This is a genomic window from Xylanimonas oleitrophica (genome assembly GCF_003244315.1).
In the GTDB taxonomy this organism is placed as follows: domain Bacteria; phylum Actinomycetota; class Actinomycetes; order Actinomycetales; family Cellulomonadaceae; genus Xylanimonas_A; species Xylanimonas_A oleitrophica.
This window is the reverse complement of the sequence record NZ_QKWH01000001.1, coordinates 462,753-485,570: the sequence shown is the minus strand read 5'-3', so window position 1 is coordinate 485,570 and position 22,818 is coordinate 462,753. Positions and strand designations below refer to the sequence as shown.

Annotated in this window: 23 protein-coding genes and 2 tRNA genes; 16 read left to right on the top strand and 9 right to left on the bottom strand. The window is 73.8% G+C overall.

Features of this window, described 5'->3' with window-relative positions; all coding sequences use genetic code 11:
• The first annotated feature begins 9 nt into the window (after positions 1 to 9).
• The 6 genes from DNL40_RS02295 to DNL40_RS02270 are packed head-to-tail and all read left to right on the top strand — an operon-like array spanning position 10 to position 8,861.
• Positions 10 to 4,800: a phage tail tape measure protein gene (locus DNL40_RS02295; protein ID WP_111249584.1), complete on the top strand. Its 4,791-nt coding sequence runs from the start codon at positions 10 to 12 to the stop codon at positions 4,798 to 4,800.
• Complete coding sequence (locus DNL40_RS02290; RefSeq protein ID WP_111249583.1) at positions 4,800 to 5,633, top strand: hypothetical protein; 834 nt, start codon at positions 4,800 to 4,802, stop codon at positions 5,631 to 5,633. The genes DNL40_RS02295 and DNL40_RS02290 overlap by 1 nt, the downstream gene beginning before the upstream one ends.
• Positions 5,626 to 6,747: a hypothetical protein gene (locus tag DNL40_RS02285; protein ID WP_111249582.1), complete on the top strand. Its 1,122-nt coding sequence runs from the start codon at positions 5,626 to 5,628 to the stop codon at positions 6,745 to 6,747. Before DNL40_RS02290 ends, DNL40_RS02285 begins: the two co-directional genes overlap by 8 nt.
• Positions 6,744 to 8,030 (top strand): hypothetical protein, encoded by a 1,287-nt coding sequence (locus DNL40_RS02280; protein WP_111249581.1) that lies wholly within the window; start codon positions 6,744 to 6,746, stop codon positions 8,028 to 8,030. Before DNL40_RS02285 ends, DNL40_RS02280 begins: the two co-directional genes overlap by 4 nt.
• Positions 8,027 to 8,221, top strand: coding sequence for a hypothetical protein (locus DNL40_RS02275; protein ID WP_111249580.1), 195 nt, complete (start codon positions 8,027 to 8,029; stop codon positions 8,219 to 8,221). Before DNL40_RS02280 ends, DNL40_RS02275 begins: the two co-directional genes overlap by 4 nt.
• Positions 8,211 to 8,861 carry a hypothetical protein gene (locus DNL40_RS02270; protein WP_111249579.1) on the top strand — a complete coding sequence of 217 codons (651 nt, stop codon included), beginning with the start codon at positions 8,211 to 8,213 and terminating at the stop codon, positions 8,859 to 8,861. Before DNL40_RS02275 ends, DNL40_RS02270 begins: the two co-directional genes overlap by 11 nt.
• Before the next feature lie 20 nt (positions 8,862 to 8,881).
• Here DNL40_RS02270 and DNL40_RS02265 read toward each other — a convergent pair whose 3' ends face one another.
• Complete coding sequence (locus tag DNL40_RS02265) at positions 8,882 to 9,253, bottom strand: hypothetical protein (RefSeq protein ID WP_111249578.1); 372 nt, start codon at positions 9,251 to 9,253, stop codon at positions 8,882 to 8,884.
• 65 nt (positions 9,254 to 9,318) lie between these two features.
• Here DNL40_RS02265 and DNL40_RS02260 point away from each other — a divergent pair, with 65 nt between their 5' ends.
• The 3 genes from DNL40_RS02260 (at position 9,319) to DNL40_RS02250 (ending at position 10,956) form a co-directional block, all read left to right on the top strand.
• On the top strand, positions 9,319 to 9,822 hold the full coding sequence (locus DNL40_RS02260) for a DUF2746 domain-containing protein (protein WP_111249577.1): 504 nt from the start codon (positions 9,319 to 9,321) through the stop codon (positions 9,820 to 9,822).
• Positions 9,823 to 9,898: 76 nt separating this feature from the next.
• Positions 9,899 to 10,639: a M15 family metallopeptidase gene (locus DNL40_RS16135; RefSeq protein ID WP_146251994.1), complete on the top strand. Its 741-nt coding sequence runs from the start codon at positions 9,899 to 9,901 to the stop codon at positions 10,637 to 10,639.
• Positions 10,636 to 10,956, top strand: coding sequence for a hypothetical protein (locus DNL40_RS02250; RefSeq protein ID WP_111249576.1), 321 nt, complete (start codon positions 10,636 to 10,638; stop codon positions 10,954 to 10,956). Before DNL40_RS16135 ends, DNL40_RS02250 begins: the two co-directional genes overlap by 4 nt.
• 349 nt (positions 10,957 to 11,305) lie before the next feature.
• Here the strand turns inward: DNL40_RS02250 and DNL40_RS02245 are convergent, their stop codons facing one another.
• From DNL40_RS02245 to DNL40_RS02225, 5 genes are all read right to left on the bottom strand, one after another.
• Positions 11,306 to 11,755 (bottom strand): hypothetical protein, encoded by a 450-nt coding sequence (locus tag DNL40_RS02245; RefSeq protein ID WP_111249575.1) that lies wholly within the window; start codon positions 11,753 to 11,755, stop codon positions 11,306 to 11,308.
• 295 nt (positions 11,756 to 12,050) lie between these two features.
• Positions 12,051 to 12,803 carry a hypothetical protein gene (locus tag DNL40_RS02240; RefSeq protein WP_111249574.1) on the bottom strand — a complete coding sequence of 251 codons (753 nt, stop codon included), beginning with the start codon at positions 12,801 to 12,803 and terminating at the stop codon, positions 12,051 to 12,053.
• A 26-nt stretch (positions 12,804 to 12,829) separates the two neighbouring features.
• Entirely contained in the window at positions 12,830 to 13,321 is a 492-nt protein-coding gene (locus tag DNL40_RS02235; RefSeq protein WP_146251993.1) for a hypothetical protein, read from the bottom strand.
• 29 nt (positions 13,322 to 13,350) lie between these two features.
• Complete coding sequence (locus DNL40_RS02230; protein ID WP_111249572.1) at positions 13,351 to 13,542, bottom strand: hypothetical protein; 192 nt, start codon at positions 13,540 to 13,542, stop codon at positions 13,351 to 13,353.
• A 387-nt stretch (positions 13,543 to 13,929) separates the two neighbouring features.
• Positions 13,930 to 14,003, bottom strand: a tRNA-Pro gene (locus DNL40_RS02225).
• 210 nt (positions 14,004 to 14,213) lie between these two features.
• Here DNL40_RS02225 and DNL40_RS02220 point away from each other — a divergent pair.
• The 6 genes from DNL40_RS02220 to DNL40_RS02195 all read left to right on the top strand — a co-directional run bounded on the left by DNL40_RS02220 (position 14,214) and on the right by DNL40_RS02195 (position 19,101).
• Positions 14,214 to 14,284: transfer RNA gene (locus DNL40_RS02220), tRNA-Gly, on the top strand.
• A gap of 381 nt (positions 14,285 to 14,665) precedes the next feature.
• Positions 14,666 to 15,601 (top strand): cysteine synthase A, encoded by a 936-nt coding sequence (cysK, locus tag DNL40_RS02215; RefSeq protein ID WP_111249571.1) that lies wholly within the window; start codon positions 14,666 to 14,668, stop codon positions 15,599 to 15,601.
• Between the two features lie 103 nt (positions 15,602 to 15,704).
• The gene (gene epsC / locus DNL40_RS02210; RefSeq protein ID WP_245885638.1) at positions 15,705 to 16,292 is read left to right on the top strand and encodes a serine O-acetyltransferase EpsC; all 588 of its coding nucleotides are present in this window, start codon (positions 15,705 to 15,707) and stop codon (positions 16,290 to 16,292) included.
• 167 nt (positions 16,293 to 16,459) lie between these two features.
• Entirely contained in the window at positions 16,460 to 16,816 is a 357-nt protein-coding gene (locus DNL40_RS02205) for a GntR family transcriptional regulator (RefSeq protein ID WP_111249569.1), read from the top strand.
• Positions 16,813 to 17,811: a DUF1648 domain-containing protein gene (locus tag DNL40_RS02200; protein WP_111249568.1), complete on the top strand. Its 999-nt coding sequence runs from the start codon at positions 16,813 to 16,815 to the stop codon at positions 17,809 to 17,811. The genes DNL40_RS02205 and DNL40_RS02200 overlap by 4 nt, the downstream gene beginning before the upstream one ends.
• A gap of 171 nt (positions 17,812 to 17,982) precedes the next feature.
• Positions 17,983 to 19,101, top strand: a complete 1,119-nt coding sequence (locus tag DNL40_RS02195) for an LLM class F420-dependent oxidoreductase (RefSeq protein ID WP_111249567.1) — start codon at positions 17,983 to 17,985, stop codon at positions 19,099 to 19,101.
• 111 nt (positions 19,102 to 19,212) lie between these two features.
• Here the strand turns inward: DNL40_RS02195 and DNL40_RS02190 are convergent, their stop codons facing one another.
• Positions 19,213 to 19,578 (bottom strand): MGMT family protein, encoded by a 366-nt coding sequence (locus DNL40_RS02190; RefSeq protein ID WP_281268420.1) that lies wholly within the window; start codon positions 19,576 to 19,578, stop codon positions 19,213 to 19,215.
• 225 nt (positions 19,579 to 19,803) lie between these two features.
• Between DNL40_RS02190 and DNL40_RS02185 the strand changes: the two genes are divergently transcribed.
• The gene (locus DNL40_RS02185) at positions 19,804 to 21,126 is read left to right on the top strand and encodes a GNAT family N-acetyltransferase (RefSeq protein ID WP_245885582.1); all 1,323 of its coding nucleotides are present in this window, start codon (positions 19,804 to 19,806) and stop codon (positions 21,124 to 21,126) included.
• 12 nt (positions 21,127 to 21,138) lie between these two features.
• Here DNL40_RS02185 and DNL40_RS02180 read toward each other — a convergent pair whose 3' ends face one another.
• Together DNL40_RS02180 and DNL40_RS02175 are read right to left on the bottom strand one after the other, a co-directional pair.
• A complete protein-coding gene (locus DNL40_RS02180) occupies positions 21,139 to 22,227 on the bottom strand; it encodes an NAD(P)/FAD-dependent oxidoreductase (protein ID WP_111249565.1) in 1,089 nt (362 codons plus the stop codon).
• Positions 22,224 to 22,817 carry an isoprenylcysteine carboxyl methyltransferase family protein gene (locus DNL40_RS02175; protein ID WP_111249564.1) on the bottom strand — a complete coding sequence of 198 codons (594 nt, stop codon included), beginning with the start codon at positions 22,815 to 22,817 and terminating at the stop codon, positions 22,224 to 22,226. Before DNL40_RS02175 ends, DNL40_RS02180 begins: the two co-directional genes overlap by 4 nt.
• Position 22,818 lies beyond the last annotated feature (1 nt).

The window sequence follows — 22,818 nt, the reverse complement described above, 5'->3', positions numbered from 1 at the left end:
GGGTGAATCGTGACGACTCGCTCCTACGCCATCCGTCTCGAGGCCGAGTACCAGGCATTCGTCCGGGGGATGGACCTCGCGGCCAAGGCCACCGACAAGGTGGCCGACGCGGCGGAGAAGGCGGGGCAGCGGGTCGACCGGGCGCAGAAGGCCCAGGCCGACGCTGCCGGGCGCCTGCGAGTCGCCGAGCAGCAGCTCGCGGACGCGCGCACCCGGCACGGGGCGCAGTCGACGCAGGCCGTCGCGGCCGAGGAGCGGGTGGCCAAGGCGCGCCGCGACGTGGACAAGGCCACCAAGGAGGTCACGGCCGCCGAGGCCGCCCACCGCGCCTCCATGGAGCAGACGTCGGCGGCTGCCGCTCAGCAGCAGACCGCACTCGGGCGCCTGACGACCTCGGTCGAGCAGAACCGCGAGTCGTGGGACCGGGCCGGGATGGCGCTGTCGGCATTCGGCGCGATCACCACGGCCACCGCCGGCGCCACGGTCAAGGCTGCCGTCGACTGGGAGTCGGCCTGGACGGGCGTGCTCAAGACCGTCGAGGGCACGCCGCAGCAGCTGGCCGCGGTGGAGGCGGGTCTGCGCGGCATGGCGCGCGAGCTGCCGTCGTCGCACACCGAGATCGCCGCCGTGGCGGAGGCGGCCGGCCAGCTCGGCATCAGCACGGGCGGCATCGTGCAGTTCACGCGCACGATGATCGACCTTGGCGAGACGACGAACCTGTCCGCCGAGGAAGCGGCCATGGCGCTGGCGAAGTTCGCGGCCGTGATGGGCACGAGCGAGTCTGACATCGGCCGCCTCGGCGCGTCCGTGGTCGGCCTGGGCAACAACTTCGCCACGACCGAGGCTGACATCGTCGCGATGTCGACCCGCCTGTCGGCCGCCGGCGCCGTCGCGGGCTTCACCGAGCCGCAGGTCCTCGGCCTCGCCGCCGCCATGTCCTCGATCGGCATCGAGGCCGAGGCCGGTGGCACGGCCATGTCGCAGACCATCCAGACGATCTCCAAGGCGGTCGTCGAGGGCTCCGGTGACCTGCAGGGCTTCGCTGACCTGGCCGGCATGAGCGCTGAGCGGTTCGCGAGCACGTGGCGGAGCAACCCGATCGTCGCGCTCGACGCCGTCATCGGCGGCCTCGACGCGATGAACAAGGCTGGCGGGAACACCTACGGCACCCTCAAGGACCTGAACATCGCCGGCATCCGGCAGGTCGGCATGCTCCAGGGTCTGGCCACCGCCACCGGCATGGCCACCCGCGCCGTCGGCCTGGCAAACGAGGAGTGGGAGGCCAACACCGCCCTCGTCGACGAGGCGGGCAAGCGGTACGACACCGCCGAGGCCAAGATGCAGATCGCGAAGAACGCGATCACCGACTCGGCGATCACTGTCGGGCAGGCATTCCTGCCCGCGCTGGCCGCCGGCGCCGACGCCGTCGCGGGGCTCGCCGAGGCCTTCGGGGCCCTGCCTGCCCCGATGCAGCAGGCCATCGGCGGGATGACCGGCCTCGTCGGCGTGACCAGCCTCCTCGCGGGCGGCTTCCTGCTGACCTTCCCCCGCGTGATCGAGACGGCCCGCGCCATGCGGGACATCGGCGCCATCTCGCCCGGAACGGTGGACAAGCTCCGCCGTTTCGGCCCTGCCCTCGGCGCACTCGCCAAGGCGCTCGGCGTCGCCGCCGCGGCTTTCACGGCAGCCCAGATCGCCGCCGCAGCGTTCGGGGAGGAGTCGGACCCCCGTAGCGCTGCGGAGTGGACTCGCATCCTCCTCGACGTCTCGGACGCCGCAGAGCTCGCCGCGGTCCAGATCAAGGGCATCGCTGGTGACAGCTACAACCTCCGCGAGGCCTTCGAGCGCGTCACCGACCCCGGGATCATGGACCGGTTCGACGACTTCGCCGGCAACCTCCTCGGGATGAACTCGTCGGCCGACCTGGTCACTGACGAGCTCGAGCGCATGGGCCAGGCTCTGGCCTCCATGTACGCCTCGGACCCGGCGATGGCGACCGCCAAGTTCCAGGCCTACCTCGACCTCACGGGCGCCAGCACCGCGCAACTGCTGGAGCTCATGCCTTCGTTCCGGGACGTGCTCCTGGAGGCGGAGAACGCGCAGGACATGGCCAGTCAGTCGGCATCCGACCTGGCCGAGGGCATGGACGGTGTGGGGGCCTCGGCGAACCTGTCGTCGGACGCGCTGGACGAGCTCGCGAAGCGGGTCCAGAAGACGCGCGAGTCCTACGACGAGGCGTCCCGGTCGTTCATCAACATCTCGGGCACGTACACGGAGATGCTGTCCGCCCAGCAGGCCAAGCAGGAGGAGACGGCCAAGAAGACGGCCAAGTCCAAGGGCCAGGAGGGCGACGCCTGGAAGAAGTTCGTCGGCGACGTCAAGGTCAGTCTGTCGGACTACCTCGCCGAGCTCGACCGGCAGGTGCAGGCGCAGCAGAACTGGCAGTCCAACCTCATGCGCCTGACCGACTCCCTGTCGGCGTCGACCATCGGCTACCTGCAGTCCCTGGGTCCGGAGGCGGCCGGCCTGGTCGAGCAGCTGACCACCGCCAGCGTGGAGGAGCTGGCGCGGTTCGACGCGCTGACGCAGGAGACGCTGGCTGGGGCGTCGTCGGAATGGGTGCTGGAGATGGAGCGCGGCATGGCGCTCGTCACCGCTGTGATGCAGTCGCAGGGTCCGGAGGCGGCGGCCGCGCTGGCGGACTCGCTGGCGCAGGGGCTGCGTGACGGGTCGACGACGGTCGAGGCTGAGGCTGCCCGGCTCGGCGCCACCATCACGGAGCAGGTGCCTGGCGAGTGGCCGGTGACGTTCACCGGCAACACCGCCGAGGCGGAGGGTGCCGCGCGGGGGCTGCGGACGACGATCGAGCAGGAGGCCGGGCACGTCAAGCCCTGGACGATCGCGGCGGACGCGACGCTGGCGCACCAGACGCTGGCCCGGCTGACGTCGGACATCGGTGCGGCCAAGGGCACGGTCGAGATCGAGGGTCACTCGGGGTCGGCTGAGCGGGTGCTGTACGGGCTGACGGCGCAGGTGGATCAGGCGTCGGGCACGGTCACGATCTACGGGTCGGACGGTGAGGCGCGCACCACCCTGAGCAACTACAAGCACGCCGTCGACTCGACGACGGGTGCGGTCACGATCACGGGTGAGGACTCGAAGGGGCGCGCGGTCACGGTCCGCCTGACGGACTGGGTGTCGAAGCAGGGCGGTGCGATCGTCGTGTCCGCCCGCGACAACGCCACACCCACCATCGAGGCCATCAAGGCGTCGCTGGCGGGCCTGTCGCGCACCGTGACCGTCGGTGTGAACGGCACCGTCTCGGTGGGGACCTCTGGGCTCGGCGGCCGGCAGACGTTCGCGACCGGTGGGTACACGGGGCCGGGCGGCAAGCACGAGCCGGCCGGGATCGTCCACCGGGACGAGTACGTGGTCCGCAAGGAATCGAGGCAGTCGATCGAGCGGGTCGCGCCGGGCTTCCTCGACGCGCTCAACGAGCGCGGCGCGGACGCGCTGGGCCTGGGTGGGTACGCCGGGGGCGGTCGCGTGTCGGCGACGTCGCGGCAGTACGAGACGCAGCGTGACCGTGCGCAGGCCGAGATGCAGCGGCTGTGGCCGCAGATCCAGGCAGCCGCCACCCGCGGCGACGAGGACCGCAAGCGCAGCCTGGACGAGCGGTTCTGGGCGGCGGAGAAGCGGTACAACGACGCCGTCGCGCAGCTCCAGGCGTTCGCGAAGGACAGGGCCGCCTACGAGCGCACGCTCTCGCGCGGCGACATCCTCGGGCAGGCGACCGGCGGCCTCTCCTCGGCGCAGTCCCTGGTCGACCGGCTGCGCACCCTGGACCAGGACGAGTCCCTCGCGTACTCCTCCCGGGTCAGCCTGGCCCGCATGGGCGAGCAGGCCGAGAAGTCGTTCTCGCGCCTGTACGGGACGCTGACGCACGTCACCGACCAGCTCGACGCCGCCAAGCAGCGCGCAGCCGAGCTCCAGCAGATCAGCGACCGCACCGCGTCGTCGCTGATCGGCGGGTTCTCGCTGGACTCGGCGTCCGGGCGGGACCCGTGGTCGGGCCGCCCGACCGGCGCGGGCATCCTGGCCTCGGCACGCGACTACGCCAGCAAGGTCAAGAGCCTGTCCAGCAAGGTCGGCCAGCTCGTGTCGAGGGGGTTCGCTCCCGCGATCGTGCAGGAGGTCGGGCAGGCCGGCGTGCAGGGCGGCCTGGCGATGGCGGACGCGCTGCTGTCGATGTCGGCGGCCGAGGTCAGGGCACTCAACGGCCAGTACGCGAGCATCGAGCAGTACGCGGCCCTGACCGGGCAGAACGTCACCAGCGCGTTCTCCAAGGGCGGCCTGTCGGCGGCCAACGCGCAGGTCATCGACCTCACCCGGCAGCAGGCGCAGGTCGAGGCGCAGATCGCCGGCGTCGGCAAGCAGATCGAGAACCTCCTCGCGGGGGTGTTCGGCCTGCCGCGGCGTGCGAAGGGCGGCCCGACCCAGGCCGGGCAGGCGTACATCGTCGGCGAGGAGGGACCCGAGCTCCACGTCCCCCGCACGTCGGGGTACGTCCTGCCCGCTGACGTCACCCGATCGCTGGCCTACGCCAGCCCCGCGGCCGGGGCGGGCGGTGGGGTCACAGCCGTGCAGGTGGCGCTCGACAAGGGCGCGCTCGCGCAGGCGATGGCCGGCACGGAGCTGACCCTCCTGGTGGACGGGCAGCCCATGCGTGCGGTCGTGCACGCCGAGATGAAGCAGGCCGCCGACGAGGCAGCCCTGGCCGTGGGAGCGAGGCGCCAGTAATGCCACAGATCACAGCGTCCCTGCTCAGCGGGCTCACCCCCGAGCCGGTGCAGCTCATCGTCACCGGTGTCCCGCAGGGGGAGGAGTTCGTCGTGCGAGGGCGGGCCGGGGACGTCACGTGGGACGTCCCCGGCGGACGGCGGACCGCGCCGGACGGCCAGGTCGTGCTGATCGACGTGCGCGCCCCGATCAACCTGCCGGTGGTGTACGAGCTGACGCACGGTCAGCAGGTCGTGACGTCCGACCCGGTCCAGGTGCGGTGGCAGCCGGACGGCGCCTACCGGCGCGCGCTGGTCCAGTCGCTGGACGGGCGCACCGTGATCCCGGTGCGCATGTGGATCCACAACGGCCTGCCGCGGGACCCGCACGTGGGGAGCGTGGCTTTCCGGGTGGAGGGCCGGTCCCGCCCGGTGGTGGTCATGCGTCCCGCCGGAGACGGCACCACGACGTTCCGGCTGCTGCTGACCCGGGAGGCCGGGGAGGCGCTGACACGCGTGATGCGCGCGGGCGGCGGCATCGCCGTGCGCACCGACGGCTCCGTGCGTGACCTGCCCGCCACCGACCTCGGCGTGGTGCTGGGGTGGCCGTCGGAGCTGTGGGACGGGGACGGTGGCCTGTCCACGTCCCGCGTGTACACGCTGACGGTGCAGTGGATCGACGACCCGGAGCCGGACGTGCCGGTCGCGCTGTACACGTGGGACGACTTCGACCACATGTGGTCGGCCTCCACGTGGGACGACTTCGACCGCTTCTTCGCCGGCCGGACCTGGGCCGACTTCGACGCCCTGGACTACGGCCAGTACGGCGTGATCGGTCAGGTGCCCGATGCGTGACGGGGCCCCGCACTCGGTGATGTCCTCCGGCTACCGCTGGGAACCGTCCATCCAGGCATGGCACCCCGAGCTCGGGATGCTGGCCGCGCAGGTGCCGATCCTGTCCGGGTCGGTCTCCTGGGACGTGGCCGGCAAGGGCGTGCCCGAGTCGTGCACCCTGACCGTGCCGCGCTACAGCGTGGAGGACGGTCGCCGCCGTGACTGGCTGCCCGGCGACGACACCGCCCACCCCCTGGCCACCTACGGGCAGTGGCTGGCCCTGGCGGTCGTGGTGACCTCCGCGGTGACCGGCACGCAGTACGTCACCCGCCTGGCCGCCTGCCGGGTGCAGGCGTGGGAAGAGCAGGACGACGGGTCCGTGCGCGTGAGCGGTGTCGGCCTGCTCCAGCGTGCGACCGACGACCAGATCCTCGTGCCCCGCTCACCTGGGCCCGGCTCGACCCTGGCCTCAGAGCTGCGGCGCATGCTCCCGGCGGGCATGGTCGCGCTGATCGACCCGGCCCTGCCGTCGATCGACGTCACCCCGGGCAAGCAATGGTCGGGCGACCGGCTGGCCGCGCTGTACGAGATCGCGGACACGTGGCCAGCGCGTATGCGCCCGGACGCGGACGGCAACGTGCAGCTGCTGCCGCCGCTGCCAGACTCGCCCGCCCCTGTGGTGACCTACCGCGACGGGGAGCCGACCCGCGACGGCGCCATGCCGACCCTGGTGTCCGCCCCGCGCGCAGGGTCTCGCACCGGGGTCTTCAACTCCTGGACGGTCATGTCCTCGATCACGGGCGACGACGGGCAGCCCCTGGCTCGCACCGAGCCCATCGAGGCCACGGCCGGCCCCTACGCGGTGGCGACCTACGGGCGCGTCAACGCCGCCTGGTCCTCCGACCTCATCACGTCCGAGGCGCAGGCCTACGCCGCGGGCCGCAAGAAGCTCGCCGAGGGCCTGCGTCCGGCGCGCGTGGTCGACGTGCAGATCGCACCAGACCCGCGCCCTGAGCCCGACGACGCCGTGCGCGTGGTCCGCGACGGCGTGACCCGCACCGGCTACGTGCTGGGCGGCACCGTCGACCTGCTCGGCGCCACCCCCACGTCCCTGACCGTAGGAGTCGAGGAATGACCAACCCCCTCGCCGCGCTCGTCCAGGCGCTCCCGCAGGGCCCGAAGCCTGGCGCGGACATCCGGGCCGTGGAGCTGGCCACCATCGTGGCCGCGGGCCAGCGCACGGTGCAGGTCGAGCTGCGCGGCTCTGACCCGATCGACCTGCCTGCCCTGGCAGACGTGGACTGGGCGGCGATGATCGGGCAGCCCTGCTGGGTGCTGCGCGACCAGCAGTCGGGTGCCCTGGTGATGGCGCTGGCACCCAGGGACTCGGTGCCCTCTCCTGAGGTCGGTGCGCAGCCCCTGTTCGGGACGGTGACGGCCGTGGGGTCGGGCTCGCAGGCGGGCCGGGTCACGGTCGACGTCGGCGGTGGGGAGACGGTGACCGCCTGGACCGTCGCGTCCTACGCGTCACCGGCCGCGGGCGACGTCGTCGTGCTGGGATGGGCCGCTGACGGGTCAGGGGTCGCCGCGATCGGGCGGCGCGGCGCCGCGGCTACGGTCGCGCCAGCCCGCCCGGCAGCACCGTCCGTGTCCCGCTCCGGTGGCACGGTCACCGTGACGTGGAGCAAGCCGGCCACCGTCGACACCACCCAGGTGCGGTACTCGACCAACAGCGGCGCCACGTGGACCACCAGGGCAGCGGTCACGGGCACCTCGACCACGCTGTCGATCAGCGCTGGCCAGACGATGCTGATCCAGATCCAGCAGAGCAACGCCGGCGGTCCCTCCGGGTGGTCGGACTCCGCGAGGGTCACCTACCCCTCCTCGGCGCCGGTCGAGCGCTACGAGACGGTCAGGACCATCGTCCAGCCGTCGTGGGTGGGCACCTACCGGGTGTCCACGAGCCGGTGGGACGACTGGAACGCAGGCCGCTACGGCTACCCGAACATCCTCTACCAGGGGCAGCGCGACGGATCGGGGCTGCTGTACGGCGCCGCCGGGTACGGCACCAAGATCACCCAGCTCGGCGCCGTCGAGATCACGGCCATGCGCGTGCAGCTGATGGGCGTCGACCTGGGGGTGCCCTACTCGCTGGGGTGGGTGTCCCTGACATCGATCACCAACCCCTCCAAGTCGGGCATCCCGAACGGCGCCGGCCCGACCTGGGACGCCCTCGGACCCGGCGTCAACGGGACCGGCTGGTACGCCGTCGGCGGGGTACTCGGCAGCGCGGCCGTCCGCGAAGCGTTCCGCACCGGCGCCTACCGAGGCTTCGCGCTCGTCGGCAGCTCCTACGCCGCGGTGCGCGGCGCCGGCGGCGGCATGGCCCTGGAGATCACCTACCGGAGGCGCGTGTGACCACCGACCCCACCGAAGCCCCTGCGCTCGAGGAGGCCCTCGCCGGCCCGGTCCGGCAGGACGACGCCTGGAGCGTGTGCGCCCTGTGCGGCGCCGTCGTCGCGGTGACCGCGATCCACGACGCCTTCCACGCCCGCCAGGGCGACACCCCTGACATCCCTGAGATCGAGGAGACCCCCGATGGTGACTGACGCCCGCGGCCACGAGCTGATGCCCGAGACCCAGCCGCCCACCCGTGCCGCGATCAACGGCCTGGTGGCTGGCATCCGCGACATCATGACTTTCGCGACCCTCGCGGCGGCGGACGCGTGGGCCACCGCCAACCCGACGGTCGTCAAGCCCGGCGACCAAGTCTGGATCACCGCTGAGAATGCTGTTTACGTGCGCTCCGGAGACGCATGGCGGCGCCTGTGGGCGGCCGACGCCGTCAGGAGCCTGGCGATCCACCTGCAGCAGACCAACCCGATCAACGTGGGCGGGGGCACCGACACGTTCCCCGTCTGCGACGCGGCCCAGGACGCGGACGGCCTGTCGCTCGCGTCCGGGGCCGTCGTGCTGCCGGTGCGAGGCTGGTACATGGTCTCGATGGACTACCTGTGGAACGGTGCCGCCGCGAGCCCTGTCATCGGTGTGAGCTTCAACGGTGGAGGGTTCAGCGCCGGCCGCATGTACGCGTTCCAGGGGTCCTCGTCCGGTTCGTGGCGGCAGACCGCGTCGTGGCTGATCCCGGTGCCCGCGAACACCTCGGTGCGCCCCGTCGTGCGTCAGTCCGGCACGCCGGTCCCGGCACAGGTGGCAGCGTTCCGCGTCGCCCTCATCAGCACCCTGTGACTCAGGCTGCGGGCGGCCCCTCAGTTGACCGCCCACGCGACACCGCCACGCATCCACATGGACACCGACGACACGGTGCCGGTCCAGTAGATCTGACACTCGCCCTGGGTGTTGATGATGAGGAACGGCTCGACGACGCCGGAGTACGGGGTCAGCGGCACGTACTGCGTGCGCAGGGGACGGAAGCCCTCGGGGATGCCGGTGCAGACGACGTCGCCCGGCTGCAGCGTGCCCGCCATGCACGTGAAGACACCGGTCACGAGGCCGGCGCGACGGTCGAGCGCGAACGTCCTCTGGTTGCCCACGCGTGCGTTCCACACGGCGAACGTGCTGTTGGACGCCGGCGCCCAGGAGTCGCGCCAGAAGAGCCGCCATGCGTCTCCGGAGCGCACGTAAACAGCATTCTCGGGTCTGCCTGCCGACCACGGCGCGCCCGCTACACGAGACGGAGGAGCGCATGACTCTGGAGGCTGCAGCAGGCCTGGTCCAGGACAACAGCAGCCTACTGGCCGCCCTGGGCACGGTGCTCGGCACCGCCGCGATGGTCGCTCTCGCCTACGCGGGCCGCTGGCTCAAGCAGCGGCTCGACGAGCTCGCTGGTCAGACCAGGGTGGTGCGGGACCACGTCGCCAACACGCACTCGACCAATCTCAGGGACGACCTGGACGGCGTCGGCGCCAAGGTTGACGCGGTGCTCGCCGGGCTCGACACCGTGCAGCGCGACATCGCCGGCCTGCGCTCGGCCGACCGGCAGCGCGGCCGCGAGCTGGAGGGCGTGCGCGAGGACATCCGCCGCGTCCAGGGCACCGTCGAGGGAGCCCGCCAACAGGCCACCGCCGCCAGCAGCCGCGTGCGCGGCCTCGAGGACACCCTCGAGCAGCACCTGGTCGAGGCCCGCGCCCGCGACGAGCGGATCACCGAGCTGACCGAGCGCTTCACCGGGCACGACCCGACCACCTGACCCACCCATCCATCAGGCCGCGACCCGGCCCCCGCCCGGGGGTGCTCGCGGCCTTCGTCATGCCCGGGAGGCATCCATGGCCACGAGCCAGAACGGCTGGACCGTCCACCCCACCTCCGACGTGCTGGTGCCGCTGCGGTGGATCACGGGCCGCGTCCTGCCCGGTGACGTGCACACCGTCTTCGACTACCTGTGCCGTCGCTTCGACGCGGAGGTCGAGCCGATCCGGCAGGACTGGTCGTGGGGCTGGGCGTACCGCGCGATCCGCGGGCAGACCTCCGGCTACAGCAACCACGCGTCGGCGACGGCCATCGACCTCAACGCGCCCGCGCACCCGCTCGGCGCCGACCCCATGCGGACGTTCGGTGCCGCCAAGGTCGCCGCCATCCGCAGCATCCTCGCCGACCTCGACGGCGTCGTGCGCTGGGGCGGCAACTACACCGGCCGCAAGGACGCGATGCACTTCGAGATCAACGCCGACGCCCGGCGCGTGGCCGCTGTCGCCGCCCGCATCCGAGGCGGCTCCCTCGCCACCAAGCCCGGCGCCAGCGCGCCGACCACCGCCATCCCCACCCCCACGGCGCCGAGCCCGACGCCGCTGACACCCATCCCGGAGGCCACCATGTTCCTCATCACCTGTGACGTGCAGGGCGACCCGCAGCGGGGCGCCACCTGGTACGTCGTCCCGCAGGGCAACGGCAAGCCGCTCGCCACCACCTACTCCAACCAGGACTCCGTCACCGGGGTGCCGCACATCGTGTTCCGCAACCCCGGCGCCTGGGTCGCCTTCAAGACGAAGCAGGTGGCCTTCGGATGACCGCGACCCCTGTCACGACTCAGCAGGCGCACCCGCAGCGCGCCACCTGGCGCACCGTGGTGCAGGGCATCCTCTCGACGGTGATCGTCCTCGGCGTCGTCGCTCCGGCTGTGGCTGCGATCCTCGGCGAGGAGCTCGGGCACCTGCTGGGCGAGCACGCCGTCGCGACCATCACGGCGGTCGGTGCGGGCATCGCTGCGGTGGGTGGGGCGCTGGCCCGCATCATGGCGATCCCCGCCGTGGACGCCTGGCTCCAGCGGCTGCACCTGTCCTCGGACCCGCAGATCCATCTCGTGCGCCGCGACCCCGACGCCTGACGCGCAGAACACCAACGACAGTGGCCCCCGCCTCCTGATGGAGGCGGGGGCCGCTTCGTGCTGTCCCGGAGGAACCCCGCTGAGGCGGGGAGCACGCGATGCTGTTACACCGCCCCGGGTCACCCCCGCTCGCGCGGGGATTACTTCATGCCCTGTGCGCTGTTGTTGCAGCGTCTCGGGTCACCCCCGCTCTCGCGGGGAACATGTTCGGGCCGTACCAGGTCACGGACCACCCCCGCTCTCGCGGGGAGCACTGCGAGTCGACCTAAGACCCAGTCGTTCGGAACGCCGGATCACCCCCGCTCACGCGGGGAGCACGCGCCCATGCTAGCGCGGCCCGCCCTGGGTGTCACCGGTAGCGGCGGGCGTTGCTCCAGCCGGGGCGCATCGTGGTGCGGCGGGGGCGGGTCGCGTAGGGCTCCTCGGCCGGCGGCTCGTCGTCCAGGGTGGCGACGTGTGCGGCGAACGCGAGGTCGGCCTGGGCCTCGGTGGCGGCCTCGGTGGCCTCGGTCTCGGCGGCCTGCGTCTCGGCGGTCTCGGGGGCGGGCTCGCCCTCGGGGGCCGGGGCGAGGGCAGCCTCGATCGCGGCGCGCAGCTTGTACTCGCGGATCTGGCCGCGCTCTTCCAGGCGGTCGATGTGCAGGACGCCGTCCTGGTCGAGCCAGAACTTCGCGGACAGCACACGGCCCCGGTTGGCGACGCCGTGCACGTCGTAGGCGATGAGGCCCCAGACCTCGTAGTTGTCGAGGTAGTGGCGGATCTGGCCGGTGGTCGGGTGGGTCCAGGCGTTGGTCTTCATGGTCGGCTCCTCGTGCTGTCCCGCTCCGGGGCCTTGGCCCCGTCTCTCTCTGACACCACAAACATTACACGCCCCGCGCTCACGCGTAAAGTTAAACGGGAGGCGGGAGCGGGTGAAGAACGGGCCCTCGGGATGTCGCCGTGCGTTGACACGCCTGCGATGTCGCCGTGCGTTGACATGGCGACCCGCGGCGGTGCGGGGCTACCGGGCGGGGCAGGCGCGCGCCGGGCATGGGTGAGCCCGGCCGGGGAGGAGTCCTGTCAGAGAGACCGCCCGGCCGGGCTCGGTGGCCATCCTACTGGCCGCGCTCGATCCACGCGTCGAGCGTGGGCCGCGAGACCCCGACCGACCTGGCGATCGACGCCTTGGTCCACGCGCCGGCAGACCACATGCCCAGGGCGACGGCGGCCTGAGCCTGGCGCAGGGCGCGGTCGTCCTCGGACCACGCGCGCCCGGCGCGCCCGGCGGCGTCGGCCAGGCTGAGGCGCTCGGCCACGCGCGGCCCGTGGGTGGCCCACCACGCGCCGGCGTAGTGCTCGCGCCCGGCGTCGGGCAGGTTGTGCACGTGGCGCACGAGCCGGGTGGCCTGCGGCGCCCGCCTGGCGTCGTCCTCGGCGGCGGTCAGCCAGCCGATCAGGTCGCGCCCGATGGTGCCCCGGGTCCCGTCGGGGCCGCCCGGGGCGCGCCGCAGCTCCAGCGCCAGGGCGAGGGCATCCTCGAGGCGCCCGCTCCGGGACAGGGCTGCCGGGTGCCGGGCGACGATCTCGGTCCAGGCGGGGGCGTCGTCACGCTCGGCGGCCAGGCGCCGCCCGTGCAGGCGCAGGATGTGCGCGGCGTAGTGCCCGCCCAGGCCCCACACCGCCGGACGCGCGGGCAGGTCGTCGGGGCCGGCCTTCGCCTCGGGCGCCAGGACACCCTCGTGGTGACGCGTCGCCAGGGCCCACACCGTGCGGGCCAGGCCCTCCAGCGGCTCGCTGTAGATCTCGGCCACCTCGAAGAACGGCCCGCCGTCCTGGGTCTGCTCGAGGTCCTTGGGGGTGGTGCTCATGGTCGTCCTCCTGTCGTCGTGATCCATCACTGCTCCGCCGCGTCCAGGGCGACCCCGACGCCCTGCCACGCCGTGACGACGTCGCGGACGAGGTCCGGGTCGATGAGGTCCTGGACGACGAGCGCGATGACGGAGAGGCTCACGAACTCAAACGACCGCCGGCCAGCCCCGGCGGTCAGCTGTGCCTCGTGAAACGCCGCGCGCCACGCGTCCGCCGGCGCGTTCTCCCAGGCGCGCTCCGTCAGGACTCGCTCCAGCCCGTCGAGGGCCTTGTGCGCGTCGTTGCTGGCCCTCATTGAGGCGAGGACGGTCGCATCACCTCTCTCCAGCGCCTCGTAGAGGTCGTAGTCGTCGAGCATGGTCTCCAGCGCGGCGGCGACCGGCGACGCGCCGAGGGTCTTCCACTGCTCGGCGTTCAGCTCGGGCAGCGCATCGAACAGGCGAAGGACCTGAGCAGTGTGCTGGCCGTAGATCTCGGTGTCCATGAGCCCTCCCGGGCGACAGGGGCCGGCGCCCACCCCGTGCAGGGTGGGCACCGGCGGGGCGGTCAGTCGTCCAGGTAGTCCAGGTCGTGCGCGGCGAGCTCGGCCTCGCGGCGGGCCTCCTCGTCTTCCCACGACGGCATCGCGGCGTCGAGCGCCTCGACCTGGGCGGCGATGCGAGCTTCGACCGCAGCGTCGACGGCGGCGTCGTACTCGGCCTGGCTGGCGAAGTCCTCGCGGTTGATCTTGGTGTTCATGGTGACTCCTTGGCTCTGGGGCCTTGGCCCCGTCTCTCTGACACCACACACATTACACGCCCCGCGCTCACGCGTAAAGTTAAACGGGAGGCGGGAGCGGGTGAAGAATCCGGGCGGCGCGTGCGCGGCGATGGACCAGGGGCCGGCGCCCACGACCGGCACCGCCTCCTCGGCGCGTGGCTGCCACCGACCGGCGTCCGGCGTCGGTGAGGCCACAACCTTGATCGGGCGGAATCAAGGCTCTGGGCTTCGGCGCGAGCTCGCGCGCTCTGTGAGATCGGACAGGCTTCGATTGCTGCACACATTGCTACAGCCCAGCCGCAGGGGCTGGATACGCGAACGGCCCGCGGCCTAGAATCCCTAGACCACGGGCCGATTCCCGCCCGGTCGGGGTGACAGGATTTGAACCTGCGACCCTCTGCTCCCAAAGCAGATGCGCTACCAAGCTGCGCCACACCCCGTGGGCCGCTCACGGCGACCGCGGGCCAGTCTAGGTGGTTCCCGCCGATGGTCTCGTGGGAGGGCACCGGCGAGGACGCGGCGCCCGCGCACGGAACCAGCGGCCCCCAGCGCCCTCCGCGACACCAGAGCAGGGGTGACGCTTTGCTAGTCTTGCCCCGCGATCCCGACGTCGTGCGCCTTCTCCGCGCAGGTCCGCCGTCGGTGTCGGTGCGGGCGTAGCTCAATGGTAGAGCCCCAGTCTTCCAAACTGGCTACGCGGGTTCGATTCCCGTCGCCCGCTCCCCCGACCCCCGGCAGGGCATCATGGCCCCGCCGGGGGTCTTCTCGTCCCGTCTGCCGGTCGCCCGCCTGGCGTGACCTGGGCCACCGCCCATAATGTGTGACCTGGGCCGGCACCACCCGGCCTTGTCCATCGCGGCGCGCCACGTCCGACGCCGCCTGCCGGAGGGAGCTGACCGTGCGTACCGCCGTCGTCCTCCGTGCGCTCGCGACCGGCCCGGCCGGTCCGCGCTGTCGCGGCTGTCGGTAGGGCGTCCGCGCCACGCCTGACCCGCCGGGCCCCTGCCGCCCTCCGGGTCGCGGCGAACGCGGCCGCTCGTGCCGTACCGGCCGCTGCTCTCGCAGCACCCGTCAGCAACCCGCACCAAGCGAAGGACGACCCATGGCCCGCATCTACGACGACGCGACCAAGCTCATCGGCAACACCCCGCTCGTGCGCCTCAACCGGCTCGCCGCCGGCAAGGGTGCCACCGTGCTCGCGAAGCTCGAGTTCTACAACCCCGCCAACTCCGTCAAGGACCGCATCGGCGTCGCCATCATCGACGCCGCGGAGGCGTCGGGCGAGCTCCAGCCCGGCGGCACCATCGTCGAGGGCACCTCCGGCAACACGGGCATCGCGCTCGCGTGGGTCGGCGCGGCCCGCGGCTACAAGGTGGTGCTGGCGATGCCCGAGACCATGTCCAAGGAGCGCCGTGCGCTGCTGCGCGCCTACGGGGCCGAGCTGGTGCTCACCCCGGGGGCCGACGGCATGAAGGGCGCCGTCGCCGAGGCGGAGCGCATCGCTGCCGAGCGGCCCGGCGCCGTCCTGGCCCGCCAGTTCGCCAACGCCGCCAACCCGGAGATCCACCGCCGCACCACGGCGGAGGAGATCTGGGCGGACACCGACGGCGCGGTCGACGTCGTCGTCTCCGGTATCGGCACGGGTGGCACCATCACCGGCGTGGGCCAGGTGCTCAAGGAGCGCAAGCCCGACGTGCGGCTGGTCGCCGTGGAGCCGAAGGAGTCGCCGATCCTCAACGGGGGCGCCCCGGGACCGCACAAGATCCAGGGCATCGGCCCGAACTTCGTCCCGGAGATCCTCGACACCGACGTCTACGACGAGGTCGTCGACGTCGACGCCGACACGGCCGTGGAGTGGGCTCGCCGGGCGGCCAAGGAGGAGGGCCTGCTGGTCGGCATCTCCTCGGGCGCCGCGCTGGCCGCGGCGGTCGAGCTGGCCGGCCGCGAGGAGTACGCGGGCAAGACGATCGTGGCGATCGTGCCGGACTTCGGCGAGCGCTACCTGTCCACCGTGCTCTACGCCGACCTGCTGGACTGAGGCGAACGCTGACGTGACCGACCTCCGCGCCGTCCGCGAGCGCACCCAGGCCGGGCCGGACCGGGGGCACGAGCACCCGCTCCCTCCCGGGCACCGGCCCGGCCTGCGGCACCTGCTGGACATCCTGCTCGAGGACCTCGACGCCGCCCACGCCCACGACCCGGCGGCACGCACCCGCCTGGAGGTCGCGCTGGCCTACCCCGGGGTGCACGCCCTGTGGGTGCACCGGCTCAGCCACCGCATGTGGCACGTGCCGCTGCTGCGGCTGCCGGCCCGCCTGGTCTCGCAGGTGGCCCGGTTCGTCACGGGTATCGAGATCCACCCGGGTGCCGTGATCGGGCGGCGGCTGTTCATCGACCACGGCATGGGCGTGGTGATCGGGGAGACGGCGCAGATCGGGGACGACTGCATCCTGTTCCACGGCTCCACGCTGGGCGGGCGCTCGATGACGCGCGGCAAGCGTCACCCCACCCTCGGGAACCGCGTGATGGTGGGCGCAGGAGCCAAGGTGCTGGGCCCGGTGACGATCGGTGACGACGTCCAGGTGGGGGCGAACGCGGTGGTGGTCAAGGACGTGCAGGCGGGGGCGGTGGCCCTGGGGGTGCCGGCGCGGGTGCGCGTGCCGTCGCAGCCGGTGGCCGAGCGGGACCGGCACGAGGACCCGGCCACGCTGATCGAGTACATGATCTGAGGACGCGGGCTCGCGGTGACGGGCGCCGGTGGACGGGGTGCGGCCTGCGGGCCGCACCCCGTCCGTTCTCGTTCTTCGCCCTCTTCGCAGCGCAGACCCGCGACGGGGCGGGTGAACCTGCCGACCCTGGTTGTTCTATTTCCAATAGAACAAGTACGGTTCATCTCGTGATCTGGCGCATCGACCCGGGCAGCGAGGAGCCGCTGTACGCACAGCTCGTCGCCCAGGTGCACGTGGCGCTCGCCCACGGCGAGCTGAAGGCGGGCGACCGGCTGCCGGCCGCCCGCGACCTGGCCGAGTCCCTGGACCTGAACGTGCACACCGTGCTGCACGCCTACCAGCAGCTGCGCGACGCGGGCGTGATCGAGCTGCGCCGCGGGCGCGGCGCCGTCGTCGTCCAGGCCGCCACGGGCGACCGCGCGCCGCTCGAGGCAGCGCTCGCGGCGTTCGTCGCCGCGGCCCGCGACGCCCACCTCACGACCGAGACAGCGACCACCCTGCTCAAGGAGGCGATGAAGCGATGACGCACGAGCCCGGCACCACCGCGACCACGGAGACCTGGCGCCCACGAGCCCGCGCCGTGGTCCTGTGGTCGACCCTGGCGGCGACGGCCCTGCTGCTGACCGCCGTCGCCCTCGTGCTCTCGTGGCGGGCCGACCTCCCGGACCCGGTCGCCTCCCACTGGGGCCCCGACGGCCAGCCGGACGGCTTCGCCTCCCTCGGCGGCTTCGTCGGCACCATCGTCGCCAGCACCGCCGGCCCCTGCGTCCTCTTCGCCGCCATCGGCTGGTTCCGCGGGCAGGCTGCGGCCACGCGCCGCATCGTGGCCGGCGCGACGGTGTGGTCCGGCGCCTTCGGCGCTGCCACCCTGCTGATGTCCCTCGCCCCGCAGCGCGGGCTCGGCGACGCCGCGCAGGCGCCTGGCGTCGGCACGGCTCTCGCCGTGTCCCTGCTGGCGCCCCTCGTGCCGGCGGCGGTCGCCGCGTTCCTGGTGCCGGCCGACCCGCCGCAGGCCGCGGACGGGCAGGTGCCGGCCGACGCCTCCCGGCTCCCGGTGGCCGACGGCGAGCGCGTCGTGTGGTTGCGCCGCATCGCGGGCGGCCCGGGCGTCGGCATCGGCGCTGCCACGACGATCGGCATGGTCGGCGTCACCGTGGCCCTGCAGATGTGGACGCTGCTCCTGATGCCCCTGCTGCTCGGCGTGCTCTTCGCCGCGATGTTCGCGTTCGTCGTGCGCGTGGACGCCACCGGCCTCACGGTGCGCTCCCGGCTCGGCTGGCCGCGCACGCACGTGCCCGCCGCCGAGATCGAGCGCGCGTCCGTGATCGAGGTGGAGCCCATGCGGGACTTCGGCGGGTGGGGCTGGCGCGTGGGACGCGGCGGGCGCGTCGGCGTGGTGCTGCGGCGCGGCGAGGCGCTGCTCGTGGAGCGCTCCGGCGGCCGCTCCGTGGCGGTCACGGTCGACGACGCCGCCGCAGGTGCCGCCCTGCTCAACACTCTGGCGGAGCGGAGCCGGTGACGAGGCGGCCGCCTCGGTGCGGTGGTACGGGCACACCGGGCACACCGGGCTCCCCCACCGCCGTCGGCTAGGGTGTGACGCGGCTTACCCAGGACGCCGCGTCCCGGGAAGTCGCGCCCACCGCCACCACACCGGGACGGGCGCACCGCCACCGACTCGACGAGGAGCACCGTGCGCATCGGCATCCAGACCGGCTACTGGTCCCGCAAGCCCCCGAAGGGCATCGTTCCCGCCCTCGTCGCCGCCGAGGCCCTCGGCCTGGACTCCGTCTGGACGGCCGAGGCCTACGGCTCCGACGCCTTCACGCCCCTGGCCTGGTGGGGGTCTCGGACCCGCCGCGTGCGGCTGGGCACCGGTATCGCCCAGATGGCTGCCCGCACCCCCACCGCCACGGCCATGCACGCCATCACGCTCGACCACCTCTCGGGCGGGCGGTTCGTGCTCGGCCTCGGCGCCTCCGGCCCGCAGGTGGTCGAGGGGTGGTACGGCCAGCCCTACCGCCGGCCCCTGGCCCGCACGCGGGAGTTCGTGGACGTCGTGCGCGAGGTCGTGGCCCGCGAGCGCCCCGTGACCTACGACGGCGACTTCTACCGCCTCCCCCTGCCTGCTGACACCGCGGGCGCCACGGGCCTGGGCAAGGCCCTCAAGCCCACCGTGCACCCGCGCCGGCGCGAGATCCCGATCGTGCTCGCCGCGCAGGGGCCGAAGAACGTGGCGCTGGCCGCGGAGATCGCCGACGGCTGGATGGCCGGCTTCTACGCCCCGAAGGCCGACGCCGAGCACCGGGCGCTGCTCGCGGAGGGGTTCGCCGCGCGCAGCGGGTCGCGGTCGCCGTCGTCCCGCTTCGAAGTGCTCGCCACGGTGCCGGCGGTGGTGCGTGACGACGTCGAGGCGGCGGCCGACGTCATCCGGCCGCACGTGGCGCTGTACGCCGGCGGGATGGGCTCCAAGGAGGCGAACTTCCACAAGGCGTCGCTCGACCGTCTGGGCTACAAGGACGTGCTGGACGAGGTGCAGGAGCTGTACCTCGCCGGGCGCCGGGAGGACGCTGCCCGGGCCGTGCCGCTGGAGCTGGTCGAGGAGATCGCGCTGGTGGGCCCGGCGGAGAAGGTGCAGCGGGACCTCGCCCGCTGGGACGGCACCGCGCTGACCACGATGCTGCTGCAGGGCGACCCGGCGTCGGTGCTCACCGTGCTGGCCGCCGCGCAGGAGCGGGAGGCCACCACGGCGGGGCGTGTGCGCTCCAGGGCCGGGTCGCTGCTCGCCCGGGTGGCGCCGCGCAAGGCCTGAGCCGGTCTGAGGCGGTCTGGCGGCCGCAGGCACGGCGGCGGCCGCAGGCGGCGCGGCCGCCGCTGGGATGACGGCGGCGCGGCCGCCGGTGGGACGACGGGCACCGACGCCCTACGCCTGTGGGTCGTCCTCGATCCCCGGGAACCACACGGCCCTGCGCAGGTCTACCCGGTGTCCGTCGCGCGTGAGCGGCGTGCCCTCGGCGCGCAGCGCGTCCAGCGCGGCGGTCAGGTGGTGCGCCGGCGGCGCACCCGAGGCGTTGACCACCCGCCACCACGCGACGTGGTGGTCGTCCTGGGCGGGCCCGACGACGGCGGCGCCGTCGGGCACCAGGTGGGCGTAGCGGTCCCCTGAGCCCGCCATGACCTGCCCCACCTGCCGTGGCCCGCCGCGGTGGAGCGTCTCGGCCACGATCTCGGCGACCAGGCCGTACGTCATCGCGCGGCCGGGCGGGATGCGGCGCACCAGGGCGAGCACGGCGGCGGCGTACTCCTGCGCTGCGTCTTCCTGTGCGGCGTCTTCCTGCGTGCCGGGGCTGGCCGCGGCGTCCTCGGCGTCGTCCGGTCTCTGCGTGGCGTGGCGGGGCACGGCACGACCCTAGGGCAGCACCGCGGCGGGGGCCGGTCCCTCGACCCGGGCGCGGACGCTGCCCTCCGCGCAAAAGGGGTGGTGCCCGGCCCCTCGGCGGGTGACGATCAGCCGGTGAGCACCGACGACGCACCCGCCGACCGCCCTGACATCGCCCCCGCCGCGCTCCCCGCCGGCTACGCCTTCCGCGGGCTGGGCCCCGGCGACCTGCGAGCGGTGCTCGACCTGGACACGTGGGCGTTCCCCTCACCGCACGCCCTGGACGACCTGGAACGGCTGCCGTCCCCGCTGACGTGGTCCCGCACCGTGGGGGTCGAGGCCGACGGCACCGACGGGCTGGCCGCGATGCACTCCTCCTACCCCTTCGCGCGCTTCCCGGTGCCGGGCGGCGAGCTGCCTGTGGCCGGCCTGACCTGGGTGGGCGTGCACCCGCAGCACCGCCGTCGCGGCATCCTGCGGGCGATGATCGACCTGCACCTGGGGCGGTGCCGGGAGCGCGGGGAGCCGGTCTCGGCCCTGTTCGCCGCCGAGGCCGCGATCTACGGCCGCTTCGGGTACGGGCGTGCGGCGCACGACCTGCGCCTCGCCGTCCCGCGCGGTGCCGCGCTGCGGGAGGTACCCGGGGCGGCAGAGCACACGGTCCGCGTGGAGCACGCGACCCGGCAGGCGCACGGCGAGCTGGTGGACCGCGTGCACCGTGCCGCGGGTGCCGCTCCGGGCGGCGTCACGGGGGTCAACCGCCCTGGCTGGGCCACGCGGGAGACACCGGAGCTGCAGGCGCACTTCTGGGAGGACGCACCGATGTTCCGCGGCGGCCAGGAGTCGCGTCGCATCGTCGTGGTGGAGCGCGACGGCCAGCCTCGGGGGTACGCGCTGTTCCGCCGCAGCCTCGAGTGGGAGCCCACGGGTCCGCGAGGCACGGTGCGCACCGGGGAGGTGGTGGCGCTCGACGCCGCCGCGGCCCGCGCCCTGTGGGGCGTGCTCACCGACCTCGACCTGACCACCCAGGTGCACCCGTTCATGCTGCCTGCCGACGACGTGGTGAGCCACCTGCTGGCGGACCCGCGGGCCGCGGACCAGCGCCTGGCCGACAACCTGTGGGTGCGGGTCGTCGACGTCCCGGCCGCGCTCGCCGGGCGCCGGTACGCCGCCGACGTCGACGTGGTGCTGGGGGTCGGCGACGCACGGGTGCCCGCCAACGCCGGGACGTGGCGGCTGCGTGCGGAGGCGTTCGGCGAGGCGACGTGCGAGCGCACCGAGGACCCGGCCGACCTGGAGCTGGACGTGCGCGAGCTGGGAGCGGCCTACCTCGGCGGGACGTCGCTCGCGTCGATGGCCGCCGCCGGGCAGGTGGTCGAGCGCTCGCCCGGCACCCTCGCGGCCGCGAGCGCGGCGTTCGGGTGGCCGCTCGCCCCGGTGTGCAGCTGGGTGTTCTGAGCCGGTGGCCTCTCAGCGGGCCAGCCGCTCCACGACCGCGCCGTACAGCGGCGGGAGGGCGCGGGCCGCCGGCACGATCGCACGCCGGGCGGGGCCGGTGGCCCAGGCGACCAGCCCGCTGGTCAGCAACCGGTAGTCGCGGGTCGCCGCCCGCCAGGCCCGCTCGTAGGCGTCCGCGTCGTCGAGGTGCCGCACGGCCGCTCGCGCCTGGGCCAGGCCCACGCGCACCCCTTCGCCGGTGAGGGCGTCGACGTAGCCGGAGGCGTCGCCCACGAGGCGCACGCGGCCGGCGGTACGGCGCGTGGTCCGCTGCCGCAGCGGCCCCGCGCCTCGTACGGCGCCGAGGGGCTCGGCCCCGGCCAGCCGGTCGGCGAGCTCGGGGAACCCGGCGGCGAGCGCCTCCTCGAAGGAGCCGCCCGCGGTGGCGTGCCGCGGGCCCAGCACGGCCACACCGACGACGTCCGGCGCCACCGGTGTCACGTACGCCTCCGCGCGGTCGCTCCAGTGCACCTCCACCAGGTCGTTCCACGGGCGCACCCGGTAGTGGCGGCGCAGGCCGTACCGTGCCCGGGCGTCGGGTCGCGTCGCCGCTGCGCGGCCGGCGGGCCGCGCCCGGCTGCCGGCGTCGAGCCCGGCCAGCCGCCGCACCGTCGAGTGCAGCCCGTCGCAGCCCAGCAGCCAGCGGCCCCTCAGACGCGCCGGGCCGGTCTCGACCTCCACGCCGGCGGCATCCTGCCGCAGGTCGTGGACGGAGGCGTGCAGGAGCACGGCGCCGGCGTGCTCGGCCCGCTCGCGCAGCGCCTCGTGCAGCCGTGTGCGTCGCACGCCCCTGCCCTCACCCGCGGTGAACAGGTGGTCGGCGTGAGCTCCAGGACGGCGGTAGCTGATGCCGGAGATCGGGTGACCGGGCGGGTCGACGCCGAGCTCCCGCACGGCAGCGAGCGCGCCGGGCAGCAGCCCCTCGCCGCACGCCTTGTCGAGCGTGCCCTCACGCCGCTCCAGCACCAGCACGTCGAGGCCGGCCTCGCGGGCGCCGATCGCCGCCGCCAGGCCGACCGGCCCGCCGCCGACCACGAGCACGTCGGCGTCGGCCCTGCTCACCGCGCGGCCCCTGCCCCTCCGCCGACGACGCCGGCCCCGTCCGCGGTGCCGACGTCACGGCCGCGGCCGCCGGCGGCGCCCGCCGCCAGACCGAGCGCCCGCTCCTCGGCAGGGATGCGGAAGCGCAGCAGCAGCACGGCGTTGAGCACGGTGAAGGCGATCGCGGTCACCCACGCGGTGTGCACGAGCGGCAGGGCGATTCCCTCCAGCGCGACGACGACGTAGTTGGGGTGCCGCAGCCACCGGTACGGGCCGCGGGCGACGAGGGGCAGGCCCGGCACCACGATGATGCGGGTGTTCCACTGCGGTCCCAGCACCGCCACGCACCACCAGCGCAGCACCTGGCTGACCACCACGAGCACGAGCATGGGCCAGCCGAGCCACGGCAGGAACGGGCGGTCGGCCAGCACCACCTCGGCCGCGCACGCCACGAGCAGACCGGTGTGGAGCGCCACCATCGCCGGGAAGTGCCCGCGGCCTGACTCCACACCCCCGCGCGCGAACGACCACCGGGCGTTGCGCGCCGAGACCACCAGCTCCACGAGCCGCTCGACCCCCGTCGCGAGCACCAGCGCCAGGTACCAGACCACG